The sequence below is a fragment of the Streptomyces sp. NPDC031274 genome (genome assembly GCF_055570235.1).
This window is the reverse complement of the sequence record NZ_JBVIHP010000003.1, coordinates 475,920-493,553: the sequence shown is the minus strand read 5'-3', so window position 1 is coordinate 493,553 and position 17,634 is coordinate 475,920. Positions and strand designations below refer to the sequence as shown.

The window sequence follows — 17,634 nt, the reverse complement described above, 5'->3', positions numbered from 1 at the left end:
CAGGCCTGATCAAGGCTGCTCTGCTGTCGCCACCCGGCGGTGGCGCCGCTGATCCCCTCAACACCGTGGAGAATTTTCCTGTGAACCCGACCAATCGCACCGTGGTCGTCACCGGTATCGGCGCAACCACACCGCTGGGTGGCGACGCAGCCTCGACCTGGGAGGGCCTGCTCGCGGGCCGTTCCGGCGTCCGCCTCCTCGAGCAGGACTGGGCTGCCGAGCTTCCGGTCCGCATCGCGGGCCAGATCGCGGTCGAGCCGGGCGAGATCATTCCGCGCCCGCAGGCCCGCAAGATGGACCGTTCGGCGCAGTTCGCGCTGATCGCTGCCAGGGAGGCCTGGGCCGACGCGGGTTACACCGCGAAGGCGGGCGAGGACACGTCCGTGGACCCCGACCGCCTCGGCGCGGTCATCGCCTCCGGCATCGGCGGCGTGACCACGCTGCTCGACCAGTACGACGTGCTCAAGGAGAAGGGCGTACGCCGCGTCTCCCCGCACACCGTGCCGATGCTGATGCCCAACTCCCCGGCGGCCAACGTCGGCATCGAGCTGGGCGCCCACGCGGGCGTACACACCCCTGTGTCGGCGTGCGCATCGGGCGCCGAGGCCATCGGCTACGCGATCGAGATGATCCGCACCGGCCGCGCCGACGTCGTCGTCGCGGGTGGCACGGAGGCGGCGATCCACCCGCTGCCGATCGTCGCGTTCGGCAACATGATGGCGATGTCCAAGAACAACGACGACCCGCAGGGCGCCTCGCGCCCCTACGACGCCGACCGCAACGGCTTCGTGCTCGGCGAGGGCTCGGGCGTGATCGTCCTGGAGTCCGAGGAGCACGCCAAGGCCCGCGGCGCGAAGATCTACGCGGAGGCCGTCGGCCAGGGCATCTCGGCCGACGCCCACCACATCACGCAGCCCGAGCCGTCCGGCAACGGCATCGCGGCAGCGCTGCAGAACCTCATCGACACCACGGACCTCAAGCCCGCCGAGATCGTGCACGTGAACGCGCACGCGACCTCGACGCCGCAGGGTGACGTCGCGGAGATCAAGGCGCTGCGCAAGGCGTTCGGCCACGACGTCGACCACATGGCGATCGCCAGCACGAAGTCGATGACGGGTCACCTGCTCGGTGGCGCGGGCGGCGTGGAGACCGTGGCCACGGTCCTCGCGCTGAAGAACCGCATCGCCCCGCCGACGATCAACATCGAGAACCTCGACCCCGAGGTCGACGCGGACATCATCCGCGACGAGGCCCGCGCGCTGCCCGAGGGCAGGATCGCGGCCCTGAACGACTCGTTCGGCTTCGGCGGCCACAACGTGGTGCTCGCGTTCAGGAGCGTCTGAGTCCGAGACCTATCAACGCGAGACCTACTGGCTTCTGACTGCTGGCTTCTGACTGCTGGCTTCTGGCTTCTGGCTTCTGAAGTAGTCAGCTGTACGTGGCGAAGGGCCCCCACCGAATGGTGGGGGCCCTTCGCGCGTGCGCAGAAAGCTGTCGAAGGCCGACGACGACCGGCGACGTCCGGCGAAGGCTTCAGACGACCTGGTGCAGCCACCGCACCGGCGCGCCCTCGCCCGCGTACCGGAAGGGCTCCAGCTCGTCGTCCCAGGGCTTGCCGAGCAGCTTGGCGAGTTCGGCCTCCAGGTCGCTCTCGCCGCCCTTGGAGCGGGCCAGGGCGGCCCGCAGACGGTCCTCCGGGATCAGGATGTCACCGTGGATTCCGGTGACCGCGTGGAAGATCCCGAGTTCGGGGGTGGCGCTGTACCGCTCGCCCTCGGCCGTGGGACACGGCTCGGAGGTGACTTCGAAGCGCAGCAGTTGCCAGCCGCGCAGGGCTGACGCGAGTTTGGACGCGGTGCCCACCGGGCCGCGCCAGGAGAACTCCGATCTCCAGCTGCCGGGCGCCGCGGGCTGCCTGATCCAGTCGAGGTTGACGCGCGCGCCGAGTACGCCCGCGACTGCCCATTCGACGTGCGGACACAGCGCGCGCGGCGCGGAGTGCACGTACAGAACTCCACGTGTCGTCACCGGGACCTCCAGTGTGGGTCGAGGTTCGCCTTCCCCAGCGGCCTCGCGCCCGTGCCGAGCGTTGTGGCCCCGAATCAGGGAAACTCCCAAAATCGGGACAGATGTGACGTGATGTAATTTAGCGGAACCGAGAGAGCGGGGTGCCACTGGGTGGCGAGGCTACCGTGCGTCGGCGCAAGGAGTGTGACGTACCGTCGGTCCCAAGGCCAGGAATCACCCACCATTCACTCGCAGGTGCGTCGAAACGGCGCGGTCGGCCTACGACAACTGATCGTGACGACGGATCGGCCCACGACAGAGGGGACCCGGGGATGCGGAACCGAAGGCACCGCCCACGTGCCGCCGTCGCGATGGCGACGGCGGTTCTTCTCGGCGCCACGGCAGTCACCGCGTGTGACGCATCCGGCGGCGACTCCCCGGCGCCCAACGGACCATCGGCCGGCAAGCCCTCCCCGAAACCCACCCCTACGTGGGACGCGAGTCCGAGCTCCCTGGCTGCCGTCGGCGACTCCATCACCCGTGGCTTCGACGCCTGCTCGGTGCTCGCCGACTGCCCCGAGGCGTCCTGGGCGACCGGTACCGACTCCGAGGTGCGCAGCCTCGCGACCCGCCTGCTCGGGAAGGAGCGGGCCGCGGGGAACAGCTGGAACTACGCGAAGACCGGCGCCCGTATGGAAGATCTCACCGGGCAGGTCGAGCAGGCCGCGCTCAAGCGCCCCGAGCTGATCACGGTGATGGCGGGCGCGAACGACGCCTGCCGCCCCTCGGCGAATTCCATGACCCCGGTCGCCGAGTTCCGCGCCGACTTCGAGAAGGCGATGCGCACACTGCGGCGCGAGCTTCCCAAGACCCAGGTGTACGTGACCTCCGTGCCGGATCTGAAGCGGCTCTGGTCCCAGGGGCGTACGAACCCGCTGGGCAAGCAGATCTGGAAGCTCGGCATCTGCTCCTCGATGCTGGCGGACCCGGACGCCAGGGACGCGGCGGCGACGGAGCGGCGGGCCACGGTGCACAGCCGCGTGATCGCGTACAACGAGGTGCTCAAGGAGGTGTGCGCGAAGGATCTGCGCTGCCGGTACGACGGCGGTGCGGTCTTCGACTACCGCTTCGACGGCGACCAGTTGAGCCACTGGGACTGGTTCCACCCCAGCAAGGACGGCCAGTCGCGCCTCGCCGAGCTGGCCTACCGACAGGTGAAGGCCAAGGATCCCAAGGGCTAGCGGACCCCAACGGCTGGGGACCCCAAGGGCTAGAGGACCTCAAGGGCTGAGGATGTGGCGACCCGGCGTAGGGTCGCGATCATGCGCAGTGAACTCTTCGGGACTCTCCCCGACGGCACGCCCGTCCATCGCTGGATCCTGGAAAGGGGTGGGGTACGGGTACGCGTCCTGACGTACGGCGGGATCATCCAGTCGGCGGAAGTTCCCGGCCGCTCGGGGCGACGCGACCCTGTGTCCCTCGGCTTCGACGATCTCCAGGGCTATCTCGACCACCCCGAGCCGTACTTCGGTGCGCTGGTGGGCCGGTACGCGAACCGGATCGCGGGCGGTGAGTTCCCCCTCGACGGCAGGACCTACAGCCTGGCGCGGAACAACGAGCCCAACGCGCTGCACGGCGGTGCGGCCGGATTCGACAAGCGGGTGTGGAATGCCACGGAGGTCGAGCACGGGGTGCGGCTCTCCCGGGTGAGCCCGGACGGCGAGGAGGGGTATCCGGGGCGGCTCGCGCTGTCGGTGACGTACACGCTGGGCGAAGCGGGCGAGCTGCGGATCGCGTACGAGGCGACGACCGACGCCCCGACGGTCGTGAACCTCACCAACCACACGTACTGGAACCTCGCCGGGGCCGTGCCAGGGAGCGGCGGCGCGGGCGGGCACGAGCTGCGGATCGACGCGGCGCGCATGACGCCGACGGACGAGACGCAGATCCCCACGGGGGTGTACGCGGACGTCGACGGGACACGGTTCGACTTCCGGACGGCGCGGAAGGTCGGGGACGGGATCGACCACAACTACGTTCTGGACAAGGGGATCACCGAGCGGCCGGTCGAGGTGGCGGAGCTGAGCGACCCGGCGTCCGGGCGCGTCCTGACCGTCGCGACGACGGAGCCCGGCATCCAGCTGTACACGGGGGACCACTTCGCGCGGCCGCTGCCGTTCGCGCCCGGTGACGGGGTCGCCCTGGAGACGCAGCACTTCCCCGACTCCCCCAACCGGCCGGAGTTTCCGAGCACGGTACTGCGGCCGGGTGGGGTGTACAGGTCGGAGACGGTCTACGGGTTCTCGGTGCGCTAGAGCCTTTCGTTTGGGTGAGGCCCTAGGGCAGCCGGTTCACGTCAGACGGCGATCGTCTCGCTCAAGCGGCGGTCGGCGATCGAGCGGCCCACCTGGATCTCGTACGAACCGGCGCGGTACGTCCAGGAGTTGGTGGTCTCGTCCCACGTCTCGAAGGCACGGCGCGGGAGTTCGATCCGCACCTCCGCGCTCTCGCCGGGAGCTGCCTCGACGCCCGCGAATCCGGCGAGCCAGCGGATCGGGCGGTCGCCGTCGTTCGCGTCCGGGGCGAGGTAGACCTGGACGACCTCACGGCCCGCGCGCAGACCGGAGTTGCGGACGCGGACCGTGGCCGTCGTGCCCTCCACGGTGAGGGACTCGTAGGCCCAGTCGGTGTAGCCGAGGCCATGGCCGAAGGCGTACGCGGGAGTGGCGCCCGCGTGCTCCTCGATGGCACGGTCCCAGGCGCGGTAGCCGATGAACACGCCTTCGGTGTAGGCCAGTTGTCCCTCGTTCGGGGTGACCTGGGTGACCGGCGCGTCCGCGAGGGCGCCCCACGTCGTCGGCAGCCGCCCGCCCGGCTCCTCGGCGCCGAGCAGCACATCGGCGAGGGCCGCGCCGCCCTCCTGCCCGGGGAACCAGCTGAGCAGCACGGCCGCGACGTCCTCGCGCCACGGAAGCTCCACCGGGGAGCCGGAGTTGACGATCACGACCGTACGGGGATTGGCCGCGGCCACCGCGCGCACCAACTCGTCCTGGCGGCCGGGGAGTCGCAGGTCCTTCCGGTCGAACCCCTCGGACTCGACGCGCTCGGTGGTGGCGACGACCACGACGGCGGTGTCGGCGCCACGTGCCGCTTCGACGGCCTCGGCGATCAGCTCGTCCGCGTCCCGCCGCGGCTCCAGGTGCACGAAGGAGAACACGACGCCGGGCAGCGGAGCCTCGTACTCCTTGTCGAGCGGGTGGAGCAGGGAGACCTCGACCGTCTCGCCCTCCGTCAGACGCACCTTGGCGCGCTCGACCGGTGAGCCGAAGAACGCCTCGAAGGGGTCGGACTCGGGGCCCATCACCTCGGACCCGTCGAAGACGACCTCGCCGCCGACGGTCAGCGTGAAGGCGCCGAGACCGCGTGTGCCGAAGGAGTGCTCGCCGCTCACGCGCGGCGTGAACGTGCCGACGACCTCGATGGAGGCCATCGTCTCGTGGGTGACGCCCTCGGGCAGGTCGTCGCCGATCCACTGGACCTGGCCGGAGGGGAGGTTGCCCTCGCCGAGGACATCGCCGTCCGCGTCGCGGCAGACGGCGCGCAGCTCGAACCCCTTGTCGGCGGGGGCGAGTTCATCGCTCGGGTCGGCACCGACGGCGTACGTCAGGGCGTCGTCGGCGAGCGCGGCCGTAAGTCCGTCGAGCGGGGAGACCACGTGTGCGGGGAAGACGGTGGCGGAGCCGCCGCCCAGGACGCGGGCGTCGCGCGCCGCCGCGCCGATGAGGGCGACGGAGGCGGCGGGCTTCAGCGGCAGCGTCTCGTTCTCGTTGCGCACCAGGACGAAGGCGCGGCGGGCGATCTCGCGGGTGAGCGCCTCGCCGTCGACCTCGGCGGGCACGTCGGTGACCACGGGCTCGGCGCCTTCGAGGATGCCGACGCGGGCGGCGAGACGCAGGACGCCCCGCACGGCGTCGTCGACCGTCGACTCCTTGACCTGGCCGCCGCGCACCGCTTCGGCGAGCGCACCGCCGTAGACGGTCCGCGGTCCCGGCATGGCGACGTCGAGGCCGCCCTCGATGGCGCCGGTCGTCGAGCGGGCGGCCATCCAGTCGGAGACGTTGTAGCCGTCGAAGCCCCACTCCCCGCGCAGGACCTCGTTGACCAGGTAGCGGTGCTCGGTCATCGTCGAGCCGTTGACCTGGTTGTACGCGGTCATGATGCCCCAGGGGTGGGCGTTGGCGACGATCGCCTCGAAGGGCGCGAGGTAGAGCTCGCGCAGGGCGCGCGCGCCCACGATGTTGTCGACGGTGAAGCGATCGGTCTCGGCGTCGTTCGCCACGAAGTGCTTGACGGTCGTGCCGACACCGCCGGACTGCACGCCCTGGACATAGCCGGTGCCGATGACACCGGTCAGATACGGGTCTTCGCTGTACGCCTCGAAGTGCCGGCCGCCCAGCGGCGAACGGTGCAGATTGACGGTGGGCGCGAGGAGGACGTGAACGCCCTTGCGGCGGGCCTCCTGGGCGAGGAGGGTGCCCGCGCGGCGGGCGAGGTCCTGGTCCCAGGTGGCGGCGAGCGCGGTCGGGGACGGCAGGGCGATGGACGGGTCGTCGGCGGTCCAGCGGGTGCCGCGCACACCGATCGGGCCGTCCGACATCACGAGGGAGGCCAGGCCGATCTCGGGCAGCGCGTGCAGCGACCACATGTCGCGCCCGCCGAGCAGCCGGGTCTTGGCGTCCAGATCCAGCGTGCCGAGCGCGGCCTCCACGACCGCCTCGCGCGCCTGGTCGGCCTGCGTGGCTCCGGGGCCCGGGCCCTGGGTTCCCGCCATGGCGTACCTCCTCGTTGAAGTCCGTTCCGTACGTTCCCGTCCTGGTTCCGTACGTTCCCGTTCTGTACGGTCCCTCCATCCTGCCCCGATTACCTGTAGGCCGGTAGTTTTCGTAATCTGGACGTTATATTTTGATCGGTATGACGTACGGTCGTCCCGCGAGCAGGATCGAGAGCGGGATCGGGAACGTGCAGATCGGGAACGTGAAGGGCAGACGCGATGGCGCCCAAGGCCAGGACCACGGCCAAGGCCACGACCAGGGCCAGAAGCGAGGAGCGGCGTGCGGAGATCCTGCGGGCCGCCTTCGAGGTGATCGCCGAGCGCGGCTACCGGGGCGCGAGCCTGGGTGCCGTGGCCGAGCGGGTCGGCCTGACCCAGCAGGGCCTCCTGCACTACTTCCCCACGAAGGACGCCCTCCTCGTCGCCGTCCTTGAGGCCCGCGACCAGTGGGACGCGGTCCCGTCGCACGAGATCCGTCTCGACCTGCTCGGCTCGCTCGTGGAGTACAACGCGATGCGCCCCGGCATCATCCAGACCTTCTCCGCGCTGCTCGGCGAGAGCGTCACGGACGGGCATCCGGCACGGGAGTACTTCACCGAGCGGTACGGGTCGGTGCGGGAGAAGTTCGCGGCGGTCCTGCGCGTGGAGTACGGGGACCGCCTGCCCGGCGGCCTCACTCCGGAGGCGGCGGCGCCGCTGCTCGTCGCGGTGATGGACGGGCTTCAGTACCAGTGGCTCCTGGACCCCGAATCGGTGGACATGGCGGGGGCGTTCAGGGATTTCCTGGGCCTGATCGGCGGCGACAGCAGCGACGGTAGCGACAGCGGCAACGGCAACGGCGGCTAGTGATCAGGCGGCGGCCCGGACCGCCGCCACGACCTCGATCTCGATCTCGATGAGCGCGTCGGGCCTGAAGAGCCGGGCGCGTACGGCGGTGCATTCGGGAAGGCCGTCGAGGCCCGTCGGAGCGGCTGCTCCTACGAGGGCGCGGCTACAGCTATGGCTACAGCTACAGCTATGACGGTTTGACGTTCCGGGAACGGATGTGGGCGACCGCACGCGCGATGTCCTCGTGGACGACATCAGGGTCTGCGGCGGCAGCCTGGAAGTGGCCCAATACCGCCTCCATAGCCGGGAGTTGCGTCGTCTCTGTCGCGAGCGCCACGTCCTTCACGGCGAGGTCACTGCCGAAGTGCACGTCCGTGGCGAAGGCGCGGCCCACCGCTCCCCCGAGCGGTCCCTTCGCGAGCGCCCCCTTGGCCGTCTCCTCGTCGAGACCCAGCGCGTCCGCCAGCTTCATCGCCTCCGCCACGAGAGCGACGCCACCGATGACGGCGGTGTTGACGACGACCTTCAGCGCGGCCCCAGAGCCGAGCGGGCCGGTGCGGGTCACCGGGCCGAAGCAGGCGAGGACCTGCGCGACCCCGTCCGCGTCGCCGCCCGCCAGAATGCCGAGCTGCCCCGCGGCGGCCTTGTCCGTGCTCCCCATGACGGGCGCGTCGACGAGGGTCACGCCGTCCGGCACCCTCGCCCCCAACTCCCGTACGACATCGGGCCCGACGGTGGACATCTCCACCCAGTGGACCCCCGCCCGCAGCTCGGGCACGATGGCGTCGGCGACGGCGCGCACCGCGTCGGGGCCCGCCAGCATGGTGATGACGACATCGGCGTCACGCACGGCGTCCGCGGGGTCGGCGGCGAGCCGGGCCCCCGCCCCCACCAGCGGCTCAGCCTTCTCGGCGGTACGGTTCCACACCGTCAACGGGTGCCCTGCCGCGAGGAGGTGGCGTGCCATCGGCGCGCCCATATGCCCCAGCCCTAGAAACGCGATCTTCTCCATGGGTCCGACGCTAGGCCCGGACACGTGATGCGACAAGCGAGCCCCGCGCCGACTCGCCGCCCTGGAAGCCCTGCGGGCTACTCAAGTCGCCTCGCGGGACGGCGTCTCCCTACCAAGGTCGCCCACGGCGTAGACCGACGGCGGTCTCGGCTCGGCCGCCTCGCTGGCCAGACTTGGGCCCACCGTACGCACCGTACGGGCGGACACAGGGAGGCACCGTGCGGAGTGACGGGACCGGGATCAGCCGGGCGCGGTTTCTGGCCGGGGCCGGTGCGGGGGCCGTGGGCGTCGCGGCGGCAGCGGGGGGTCTGCTGACCGCGGCGGCACCGGCCGACGCGACAGACGCGACAGACGCGACAGACGCGACAGACGCAACAGGCCCCGGAGCGGGCGGACTCACGTACCGAGGCGTCTGCTACGAGGTCGCCACCGGGGAGACACTCACGACCGGCTGGAACGCGGGCCGCATGCGCGAGGACATGGCCGCCGTCCAGGACCGGCTGCACGCCACCACCGTCTCCGTCTTCGGCGACGGCGTACGGCGCCTTGCCGCCACCGCGACGGAGGCCGCCGAACGCGGGCTGCACGTCTGGCTCCAGCCGCGCCTGGCCGACCGTCCCGAGCGGGAGATCCTCGACCACCTCGCGGAGACGGGCAGGCACGCCGAGCGGCTGCGGCGGCAGGGTGCGGCGGTCCACCTCAGTGTGGGCTGCGAGTTCGTGCTGTTCGTGCCGGGGATCGTGCCCGGCGACAACGCGGTGGAGCGGATCGAGAACATCATCAAGGGGAACTACGACCCCGTTCTGATGCAGCGGCGCCTGAAGCGGTTCATCGGGCGTGCGGCGGCGGTCGGCAGGTCCGTCTTCGGCGGCGGGCTGACGTACGGGGCGGCGGAGGGCGACGAGGTCGACTGGGGCCTGTTCGACATCGTGAGCGTCAACTACTACGGATACCACCGCGACCGGTCCGGTTACGTCCGCGACCTGGCGCCCTACAAGCGCTGGGGAAAGCCGGTGGCCGTCACCGAGTTCGGCACCTGTACGTTCCGGGGCGCGCCGGAGCAGGGCGGCATGGGGTGGGACGTCGTCGACTACACGAAGGAGCCGCCCGAGATCAAGGACGGGCTCGTGCGCAGCGAGCGGACCCAGGCGGCGTACATCACCGACGTACTGAACGTCTTCGAGTCGATGAACCTCTACTCGGCGACGCTCTACAACTTCGTCACCCCGGACGCCCCGCACCGCTCCGAGACGCGGTACGACCTCGACATGGCGAGCTACAGCCTCGTGAAGCCGATCCAGGACGGTGACGGTCCTTCCGGCCGCTGGCACTGGGAGCCGAAGGAGTCGTTCCACGCGGTGGCCCAGCACTATGGGCGCGCGGCGCGGCGTTCATGACTCATGACGGTCCCGGCCGCCCCCCGTTGTCAGTGGCGTGGTGCACCATCGAAGTGTCCGTCGGATCTTGACGAAGCTTGACGGATCTTGACGGAGCCAGACGGAGCTGACGGATCTTCGAGAAAGGGCGCCCCCATGCCGCCTGCCAAGATGCACGCCCACGAAGCCGACATCGACACGCCCCTCGTACGACGGCTGCTCGCCGCGCAGTTCCCCGACTGGGCGCACCTCGCCGTCGAGCCCGTCGAGTCGAACGGCACCGTCAACGCCATCTACCGCCTCGGCCACGACATGGCCGTCCGGCTCCCGCGTATCGAGGGAGGCGTCGAGGACGTACAGCGCGAGGTGCTTCATCTGCCGCGGCTCGCGCCCTCGCTTCCCGTCGCCATTCCCGCGCCGCTGGGGCAGGGCGAGCCGGGCGAGGGCTTTCCGTGGCCCTGGTACGTCTACCGCTGGCTGGAGGGGGAGAACCCGGTCGTCGGGGAAGTGGTCGAACCCGGCCTGTTCGCCGCCGATCTGGCGGAGTTCGTCATGGCCCTGCACCGCGTCGATCCGGCCGGAGCGCCTGCCGCGTACCGCAGCGGGCCGCTCGCGCCCCGTGACGCCGACACCCGCGAGGCCATCGCACGGCTCCAGGGCGTCATCGACACCGACGCCGCCACCGCCGCCTGGGACGCGGCCCTGCGCGCACCCCGGTGGGACGGGCCGTCCGTCTGGGTCCACGCCGATCTGCAACCGGGGAATCTCCTCACCGCCGACGGACGGCTCAGCGCCGTCATCGACTTCGGGTGCCTGGGGCACGGCGAACCCGCCGTCGATCTGATCACCGCGTGGAGCCTGCTCACGGCCGACGCCCGGGAGACCTTCCGTGCCGCCCTGGGTGTCGACGACGCGACCTGGGCACGGGGGCGCGGCTGGGCCCTTTCGATCGCGCTCATAGAGCTGCCGTACTACCGGACGAGGAATGCCACCATCGCGAAGATCGCACGCCATGTGATCGAGGAGGTTCTCGCAGATCACGCAGGGGTGAACCGCTAGCGGGCGCCGCCTTCCTGCCGGAATACTGCGATCACTCCCACCGGCCACGGAAGGACTCCCGTGTCACTCTCGTCCAACGTCCCCCCGCGGCTCGCCGCGATCGGCGTCACCCTCCTGCTCTCCCTCGCCGCCGTACCCGCGTCGGCGGACACCGCACCGGATGCCACGGCATCGGACGCCACCACATCGGACGCCACCGCATCGGAGGCCACCACGGAGGAGCAGCGCCTCGACCAGGCCGCTCCGCAGGAGATCCTGCGGCGCAGCGGATTCGACGCCGTGGCTCCGAAGTTCGCGCGGGCCCTGGAGCACGCCCACTCGTACGCCGAGGCGAAGCGCGTCGTCGAACGGCAGGGGGAGGCGCTGTGGCGGCGCGCCGTAGACCGGGCGCAGGGGCGGGGTCCCGCCGGTGAGCTGAGCAGGGACGACGACCGGCCGCTGTACTGGGCACGGCTCGCGATGACCCGGGAGCTGCGCCAGTGGGAGCCGACCCGCTTCGGGGTGAGCGAGGCACGGCAGCGGCTTCTCATACGGGCCCTTGAGGACGCGTCCCGCGGGCACGACTCCCTCAGCTACCCGAAGAGGGACTCCGCCGGTCACCGCCTCAAGCGCGTCCTCGTCACCGGCTTCGACCCCTTCACGCTCGACCGGGACGTCCGCATCAGCAACCCGTCCGGCGCCACCGCCCTCGCGCTCGACGGCACCGTCATCGAGACCGCCGACGGGCCCGCCCGCGTGGAGACCGCCGTCTTCCCCGTCCGCTGGGAGGACTTCAAGGAGGGGACGGTCGAGCGCACCCTGCGCGCCCACCTCCCCCGCGTCGACCTCTTCACCACCATCAGCCAGGGCCGCGCGGGACGCTTCGACATCGAGCGGACCAACGGGGCCTGGCGGGGCGGCTTCCCCGACAACGAGAACCTCTCGCGCACGGAGACGGTCCCGGTGGCCGATCCGGCCTCACAGCCGCAGTGGACGTCCACGACTCTCCCGTACAAGGACATCGTGAGCGCCGAGACGGGCCGCTTCCCCGTGTACGACAACACATCGGTGACCGAGGTCCCGGCGGGCCAGAGCGCTCCCGTGGTCCGCCCCGACGGGCCCACCGCCGGTTCCACGGCCCGCGAGGGCGGCGGCGGCAACTACCTGTCGAACGAGATCGCCTACCGTGCGACGCTCCTTCGCGACCGTCTCGGGCTGCACGACCGCCTGCCCGGCGGCCATGTGCACACGCCGATCCTGCAGTTCGGGACGGGCAACACGGACCCGGCCACGGGCGAGATCACCGATCCGGAGTTCGTGCGCAACCGTCTCGACATCATCGCGCAGGTGCGGCAGATCCTGACGACCGCCGTGAACGCCCGCCGATAGCCCGCCGATAGCCCGCGGACAGCCGCTATGGACGCCCGCCGGTAGCGGACGACATCTCACCCTCGGGACCGGCCGAACCGGCCGAACCAGCCGAACCGGCCGGTCCCCGCGGGTCCTCGGGATCGTCGGGGTCGTTCTCGCCCGCCAGTTCCCGCGCCATCAGCGTCGCGCCCGCGACCGCCCCCGGCATCAGGAACACCGCGACGAACGGGACGAGGAAGGCCACGGCGAGCGGGGTGCCGAAGCCCCACGCCAGCTGCTTCCGGCCGCGCAGCAGCGCGAGCCGTTCGCGGAGTTCGACGCCCCGGCGCTGCAACGCCACCGCGGTCAGCTCCTCGACCAGGAAGAAGCCCGTCACGCAGAAGCCGATCACCGGGACCACGGTCTGACCGACGACCGGGATGAAGCCGAGGGCGAAGAGCAGGATGCCCCAGACCAGGGCCCGTACGAGGATGCGGAGGCTGTCGCGTGCGGAGATCCACAGTTCGCGCCAGAGCGGCAGGCCCGACTCGGGGGCGTGTCCGGCGACGGAGATGTCGACCTTCTCCGACAGCGACTCGTAGAAGGGCTGGCCGATCAGGAGTGTCACGGCCGTGAAGGTGATCACCGAGAGGAGGAGGGCGAGCGCGAAGAGCAGCGCCGTGAGGAAGCCGCGGAACAGGCCGAGCCACGGCGACGACCAGTCGTCGGAGAAGGGCGTCGCCCAGCCGACGAAGTCCGTGCCCCAGAGGGCGAGCGCGACGAGCGCGGCCGCGTAGAGAACCAGGGTGATCAAGCCCGGCAACAGACCGACCCCGTACTGCTTGCCGTGCTGGGCGACCCAGCGCTGGCCCTTCATCAAGTAGCCGAAGCCTCGTCCCAGATCGCGCATACGGCACAGCCTATCCGCCGGTGGAGAGCCCTGCGGCCCATGGGACGCATGGGGACTCAGGAGGACTCGTGGGGACTCGTGAAGGGGCTCGTGGGGGACTCGTGGGGGCCGAAGACCCTCTTGTTGCGCGGGGGTTGAAACGGTAGACCACGCGTACTGGCTTCTCTTCAGGAGGTACGTATGGGGATATCCCCGCCGTCCAGACCCGTTCTGCTCACCACCCTCGCCTCGGCGGGCGCCCTTCTGCTCACCACCCTCGCCCCCGGCAGCGCAACCGCCGACCCCCGTCCGGGCGGTCGCGACATCCTCCGCGAGGGCTCGCCCCTCAGCAGCACGGAACGGGCCGCCACGGCCCCGGAGAGCGCCGCCGACCGCGCGCTGGGGGCCTCGGGAAACTCCGGCCTCGGCTCCGACGACGGCAAGAACCGCGGTTATCCCCGCGAACAGAAGCTCACTCCACCCCCCGCCAATCCGGCCGACAAGTCGATAAAGCTGGGCCTGTCCCCCTATCACTCCATCGCCCCGAAGCTGAATGACATCCAGGGCATCGGCGACCGCGTCAGCGTGGAGATCGCGGGCCGTTCGGCGGGCGGACACCAGCTCTACCTGGTGACCGTCACCTCGCCCGAGTCCGCCAAGGAGACCGCCCGCCAGGAGCGGATGCGCGACCTCATCGAGAACGCGCCCGGCGCCGCCGCCAAGGATCCGGCGGTCAAGTCCTCGTACAAGACGCCCGTCTTCATCAACAACAACATCCACGGCAACGAGTGGGAGGGCACGGACGCCGCCCTGAAGCTCATCGAGAAGCTGGCGAAGGCCAAGGACGGCAAGACGCGCGACCTGCTCGCGCACAACCGGCTCTACTTCAACGTCACGGCCAACCCCGACGGCCGCATCGCGGGCACCCGCGAGAACGCCAACGGCTTCGACCTCAACCGTGACTTCATCACCGCGTCACAGCCCGAGGTCCGCGCGATGCGGCAGGTCGCCATCGACAAGCAGCCCGCGGTCATGATCGACCTGCACGGGTACGTCAACGGCACGCTGATCGAGCCGACGACTCCCCCGCACGGCGAGAACTACGAGTACGACCTCTTCCTCAAGAACTCCTACGCCAACGCCCTCGGCATGGAGGCCGCGGTCAACGGCCTCGGCTACACCCCCGAGAAGGACGGCGTCGAGCCGGCGATCATCCCCTTCCGTGACCAGGAGGAGGGCTGGGACGACTGGCCGCCGATCTTCACCCCGCAGTACATGCCGTTCCACGGCGCGGTCGCCGCGCACACCATCGAGTTCCCGATGACCGTCAACAACGACGAGTACGACGATCTGTCGGTGCCGGAGCTGCGGCGGCGGTCCGCGATCAACGTGGAGATCGCGGGCGCGGCGATGTCGGCGACGCTCAAGTACACGCAGGATCACCGGACTTCGGTGATCGCCGACCAGATCGAGACGTTCCGGCGCGGCGCGACGGGTGCGGCGCAGGTGCCGGTCTCGTCCGAGACCGTGCCCGGGGTGCCGGGCATCGGCCCTGAGGACGTGTACACGACCGACTTCCCCCGTGCGTACGTGATTCCGCGGGGCAAGGAGAAGGGCGAGCGGGGGCAGCGCTCGGCGGCGGCCGCCTCGCGTCTTGTGGCGCATCTGCTGGACAATGACGTCGAAGTCCGCAGGGCCACGCGGGACTTCCGGCTCGGCGGCACGTCGTACGCCGAGGGTTCGTACGTCATCGACATGCGTCAGCCCAAGCGCGGGCTCGCCAATGTGATGCTCGCCGACGGGCGCGACATCAGCGACAAGGTGTCCACGATGTACGACATCTCGGGGTGGAGCCTCGGGCGGCTGTGGGGCGCGACGGTGGACCCGGTGAAGGGCGGCTCGCTGTCCGGTGTGCGGTCGGTCGTCGTGGACTCCGCGTCGCGGGTCGGGCATGTCGCTTCGCGCGGACCTCTTCGGCTGCGGCTCGACGACGCGCGGGAGGTCTCCGCTCTCAACTGGCTCCTCGCGCGCGGGACTTCCGTGCGGCGGGCCGACGACGGAAGCGTGATCCTGCCGTCGTCGGCGCGGGGTGCGGCGGTCGCAGCGGCGAAGAAGTACGACGTCGCCTTCGACGCCACCAAGGTGAAGGGCGGCGCTGTCGTGCACCCCACGCGGGTCGCGGCGGCCGTCACTCCCGGTGAGCTGTTCGCTCTTCGGGAGATGAACTTCGACGTGGTGCCGGTGTCGACGGATGCCCTCAACGCCGGGTTCGACTGGAAGAAGTCGGGTGCGGACGCCCTGTTCGTCTCGGCCGGGCTCTCCTACGGCGAGCTGAACGCCGGGGCCAAGGCCGGGCTCGACGCGTTTCTCGCCGGTGGGGGTGGTCTCGTCGGGCGGGGTTCGGAGGGGGCCGCGTTGAACTCCGACGCGAAGCTGCTCTCCGTGAAGGCGGTCGCCGGGAACGGGGATGCCAATGGTGTGGTGCGGGTCGTCAACTCCGGTGGTGCTGTCACCGGGGGCGCCCCGGAGCATTCGTTCGTGTATGCGCCCATGTGGTTCACCGGGCTCGGGAGTGGTGTGCGGGTCGAGCAGTCGTACGGGGGCGGGAATCCGCTGGTCTCCGGGCACTGGCGGGCGGTCGAGGGTGGTGCGGGGGGTCCTGCGGACGCCTCGGGTCAGGCCTCCGTCGTCAGCGGGTCCGCCGCGGGGTCACGCGTGGTCCTCTTCGGCACCGAGCCGCTCTTCCGGGACCACCCCAAGGGGGTGTTTCCGCAGGTGGGGCGGGCGTTGCTGAACGTGGGCCGAGGCTAGGTCGGACCCTGCGGGGCTCTCCCCGATCCCGCCCCTTCCCGAAACCGGGGCTCCGCTCGAGGCCCCGCTCCTCGAACGCCGGAAGGGCTGATACTGCCGGAGGGGCTGATATTTCAGCCCCTCCGGCATCGAGGACCGGGGTCGGGGAATTGTCCCGGCTCTGACCGCAGTCGCAGTGAGCAGGGAGGCACGAGACCGCATGACCCGTGAGATCAAGGTGCAAGGCACCACCGCGGCCGGATACGAAGCCGTTCGGGACGAGTTCACGTCCGTGCTCGCCGGGGAGAAGCCCGATCATTCCGCGCAGCTCGCCGCGTACGTGAAGGGGAAGCAGGTCGTCGATCTGTGGGTGGGGCCGGACACCGGGCCCGAGACGCTGTTCGGCGTCTACTCGTCCACCAAGGGCGCGGCCCACCTCGTCGTGGCCCTGCTCGTCCAGGACGGCACCTTGGAGCTGGACCGCCAAGTGGCGCACTACTGGCCGGAGTTCGCCGCCGAGGGCAAGGGGGACGTCACCCTCCGGGAGCTCCTCGCCCACCGCGTGGGCATCGTCGGCGCCGACACCGGGTTCACTCCGGAGGAGGTCGCCGACGACCGCGTGATCGCCGCGCGCCTCGCGGGGCAGCGCCCCTTCTGGCGCCCCGGCACCGCCTTCGGCTACCACGCGTTCTCCATCGGCGCTCTGACCGGCGAGGTCGTCTTCCGGGCCACCGGGCAGACGCTGCAAGAGGTGTACGAGGAGCGTGTCCGCGCCCCGCACGGGCTCGACTTCCACCTCGGGCTCCCGGAAGCACTGGAGCCCCGGTTCCGGTCCGTCCTTCCGATGGCCCCCTCCCCCACCGAGCAGGCAGTCCTCGACGCGCAGCCGCCGCAGCCGGGCAGCCTGCCGTCCATCGCCTTCAACCGGAACGGCGCACACCCCACCGACCTGGAGGCGTTCCCCAACTCCCGCCTGGTGCGCGCCAAGGGGAACGCGTCGGCAAGCGGTGTCGCCTCCGCGCGCGGTCTCGCCGGGATGTACGCGGCGGCGGTCACCGGGCTCGACGGCCGGGAGCCCCTCCTGAAGGCGGACACCGTGGCCGCGTTCGGGCAGATCCACTCCACCGGACACGACCTGGTGTCGCGGGCCCACAGGTCGTTCGGGCTCGGGTTCCAGTGCACCTCCGACTACAAGTACCCGTTCCTCGGCGCGGGGACCATCGGGCACAGCGGCGCCGGCGGCTCGCAGGCGTTCGCCGATCCGTACAGCGGGCTCACCTACGGCTACACGCGGCGCCGGTTCGCCTTCCCGGGCGGCCCGGCCGCGGAGAACGAGCGTCTCGTGCTGGCGATCCACACGGCCGTCATGGCCGGTTGAGCGGCCGACCGACCGACATGGCGGAGGGGGGGGGGGGGGGGGGGGGGGGGGAGGGGAGGGGGGGGGGGGGGGAGGGGGGCGGGGGGGGGGGGGAGAAGGGGAAAAAGTCAAGGCCACGCATCGCCGAGGGGATCG

13 protein-coding genes are annotated in these 17,634 nt (G+C 70.9%); 9 read left to right on the top strand and 4 right to left on the bottom strand.

The features are described from left to right. Positions 1–80 precede the first annotated feature (80 nt). Positions 81–1,343: a beta-ketoacyl-ACP synthase II gene (gene fabF / locus ACZ5CR_RS07705; protein WP_468854600.1), complete on the top strand. Its 1,263-nt coding sequence runs from the start codon at positions 81–83 to the stop codon at positions 1,341–1,343. Positions 1,344–1,533: 190 nt separating this feature from the next. Here fabF and ACZ5CR_RS07700 read toward each other — a convergent pair whose 3' ends face one another. After that, a complete protein-coding gene (locus ACZ5CR_RS07700) occupies positions 1,534–2,028 on the bottom strand; it encodes a DUF3145 domain-containing protein (RefSeq protein ID WP_361189458.1) in 495 nt (164 codons plus the stop codon). A gap of 311 nt (positions 2,029–2,339) precedes the next feature. On the opposite strand from ACZ5CR_RS07700, the gene ACZ5CR_RS07695 reads away from it, so the two are divergent. After that, a complete protein-coding gene (locus ACZ5CR_RS07695; protein ID WP_468854598.1) occupies positions 2,340–3,248 on the top strand; it encodes an SGNH/GDSL hydrolase family protein in 909 nt (302 codons plus the stop codon). Between the two features lie 81 nt (positions 3,249–3,329). After that, positions 3,330–4,322 carry an aldose epimerase family protein gene (locus ACZ5CR_RS07690; RefSeq protein ID WP_468854596.1) on the top strand — a complete coding sequence of 331 codons (993 nt, stop codon included), beginning with the start codon at positions 3,330–3,332 and terminating at the stop codon, positions 4,320–4,322. Between the two features lie 41 nt (positions 4,323–4,363). Here ACZ5CR_RS07690 and ACZ5CR_RS07685 read toward each other — a convergent pair whose 3' ends face one another. After that, positions 4,364–6,838, bottom strand: coding sequence for a beta-glucosidase H (locus ACZ5CR_RS07685; protein ID WP_468854594.1), 2,475 nt, complete (start codon positions 6,836–6,838; stop codon positions 4,364–4,366). Between the two features lie 219 nt (positions 6,839–7,057). Between ACZ5CR_RS07685 and ACZ5CR_RS07680 the strand changes: the two genes are divergently transcribed. Further along, a complete protein-coding gene (locus ACZ5CR_RS07680; protein WP_468854593.1) occupies positions 7,058–7,684 on the top strand; it encodes a TetR/AcrR family transcriptional regulator in 627 nt (208 codons plus the stop codon). Between the two features lie 169 nt (positions 7,685–7,853). On the opposite strand, the gene ACZ5CR_RS07675 is transcribed toward ACZ5CR_RS07680, so the two are convergent. Beyond that, positions 7,854–8,678, bottom strand: coding sequence for an NAD(P)-dependent oxidoreductase (locus ACZ5CR_RS07675; RefSeq protein ID WP_468854590.1), 825 nt, complete (start codon positions 8,676–8,678; stop codon positions 7,854–7,856). A 218-nt stretch (positions 8,679–8,896) separates the two neighbouring features. On the opposite strand from ACZ5CR_RS07675, the gene ACZ5CR_RS07670 reads away from it, so the two are divergent. The 3 genes from ACZ5CR_RS07670 to ACZ5CR_RS07660 all read left to right on the top strand — a co-directional run bounded on the left by ACZ5CR_RS07670 (position 8,897) and on the right by ACZ5CR_RS07660 (position 12,481). Beyond that, positions 8,897–10,075, top strand: a complete 1,179-nt coding sequence (locus ACZ5CR_RS07670) for an abortive phage infection protein (RefSeq protein ID WP_468854588.1) — start codon at positions 8,897–8,899, stop codon at positions 10,073–10,075. A gap of 135 nt (positions 10,076–10,210) precedes the next feature. Continuing rightward, positions 10,211–11,113 carry an aminoglycoside phosphotransferase family protein gene (locus tag ACZ5CR_RS07665; protein ID WP_468854586.1) on the top strand — a complete coding sequence of 301 codons (903 nt, stop codon included), beginning with the start codon at positions 10,211–10,213 and terminating at the stop codon, positions 11,111–11,113. A gap of 114 nt (positions 11,114–11,227) precedes the next feature. Next, positions 11,228–12,481, top strand: coding sequence for a pyroglutamyl-peptidase I (locus ACZ5CR_RS07660; protein WP_468854832.1), 1,254 nt, complete (start codon positions 11,228–11,230; stop codon positions 12,479–12,481). Between the two features lie 25 nt (positions 12,482–12,506). Here ACZ5CR_RS07660 and ACZ5CR_RS07655 read toward each other — a convergent pair whose 3' ends face one another. Beyond that, entirely contained in the window at positions 12,507–13,352 is an 846-nt protein-coding gene (locus ACZ5CR_RS07655; protein ID WP_468854583.1) for an EI24 domain-containing protein, read from the bottom strand. Between the two features lie 180 nt (positions 13,353–13,532). Between ACZ5CR_RS07655 and ACZ5CR_RS07650 the strand changes: the two genes are divergently transcribed. Both ACZ5CR_RS07650 and ACZ5CR_RS07645 read left to right on the top strand, forming a co-directional pair. Then, entirely contained in the window at positions 13,533–16,142 is a 2,610-nt protein-coding gene (locus tag ACZ5CR_RS07650) for a M14 family zinc carboxypeptidase (RefSeq protein WP_468854581.1), read from the top strand. Between the two features lie 199 nt (positions 16,143–16,341). Then, positions 16,342–17,499: a serine hydrolase domain-containing protein gene (locus ACZ5CR_RS07645; RefSeq protein WP_468854579.1), complete on the top strand. Its 1,158-nt coding sequence runs from the start codon at positions 16,342–16,344 to the stop codon at positions 17,497–17,499. Positions 17,500–17,634 lie beyond the last annotated feature (135 nt).

What these genes read in the sequence shown, in the direction of transcription:
- ACZ5CR_RS07655 (WP_468854583.1), bottom strand. Translation starts at nt 13,352, where the DNA reads ATGCGCGATCTGGGACGAGGCTTCGGCTACTTGATGAAGGGCCAGCGC.
- ACZ5CR_RS07695 (WP_468854598.1), top strand. Translation starts at nt 2,340, where the DNA reads ATGCGGAACCGAAGGCACCGCCCACGTGCCGCCGTCGCGATGGCGACG.
- ACZ5CR_RS07645 (WP_468854579.1), top strand. Translation starts at nt 16,342, where the DNA reads ATGACCCGTGAGATCAAGGTGCAAGGCACCACCGCGGCCGGATACGAA.
- ACZ5CR_RS07680 (WP_468854593.1), top strand. Translation starts at nt 7,058, where the DNA reads ATGGCGCCCAAGGCCAGGACCACGGCCAAGGCCACGACCAGGGCCAGA.
- ACZ5CR_RS07675 (WP_468854590.1), bottom strand. Translation starts at nt 8,678, where the DNA reads ATGGAGAAGATCGCGTTTCTAGGGCTGGGGCATATGGGCGCGCCGATG.
- ACZ5CR_RS07665 (WP_468854586.1), top strand. Translation starts at nt 10,211, where the DNA reads ATGCCGCCTGCCAAGATGCACGCCCACGAAGCCGACATCGACACGCCC.
- ACZ5CR_RS07650 (WP_468854581.1), top strand. Translation starts at nt 13,533, where the DNA reads ATGGGGATATCCCCGCCGTCCAGACCCGTTCTGCTCACCACCCTCGCC.
- ACZ5CR_RS07685 (WP_468854594.1), bottom strand. Translation starts at nt 6,838, where the DNA reads ATGGCGGGAACCCAGGGCCCGGGCCCCGGAGCCACGCAGGCCGACCAG.
- ACZ5CR_RS07690 (WP_468854596.1), top strand. Translation starts at nt 3,330, where the DNA reads ATGCGCAGTGAACTCTTCGGGACTCTCCCCGACGGCACGCCCGTCCAT.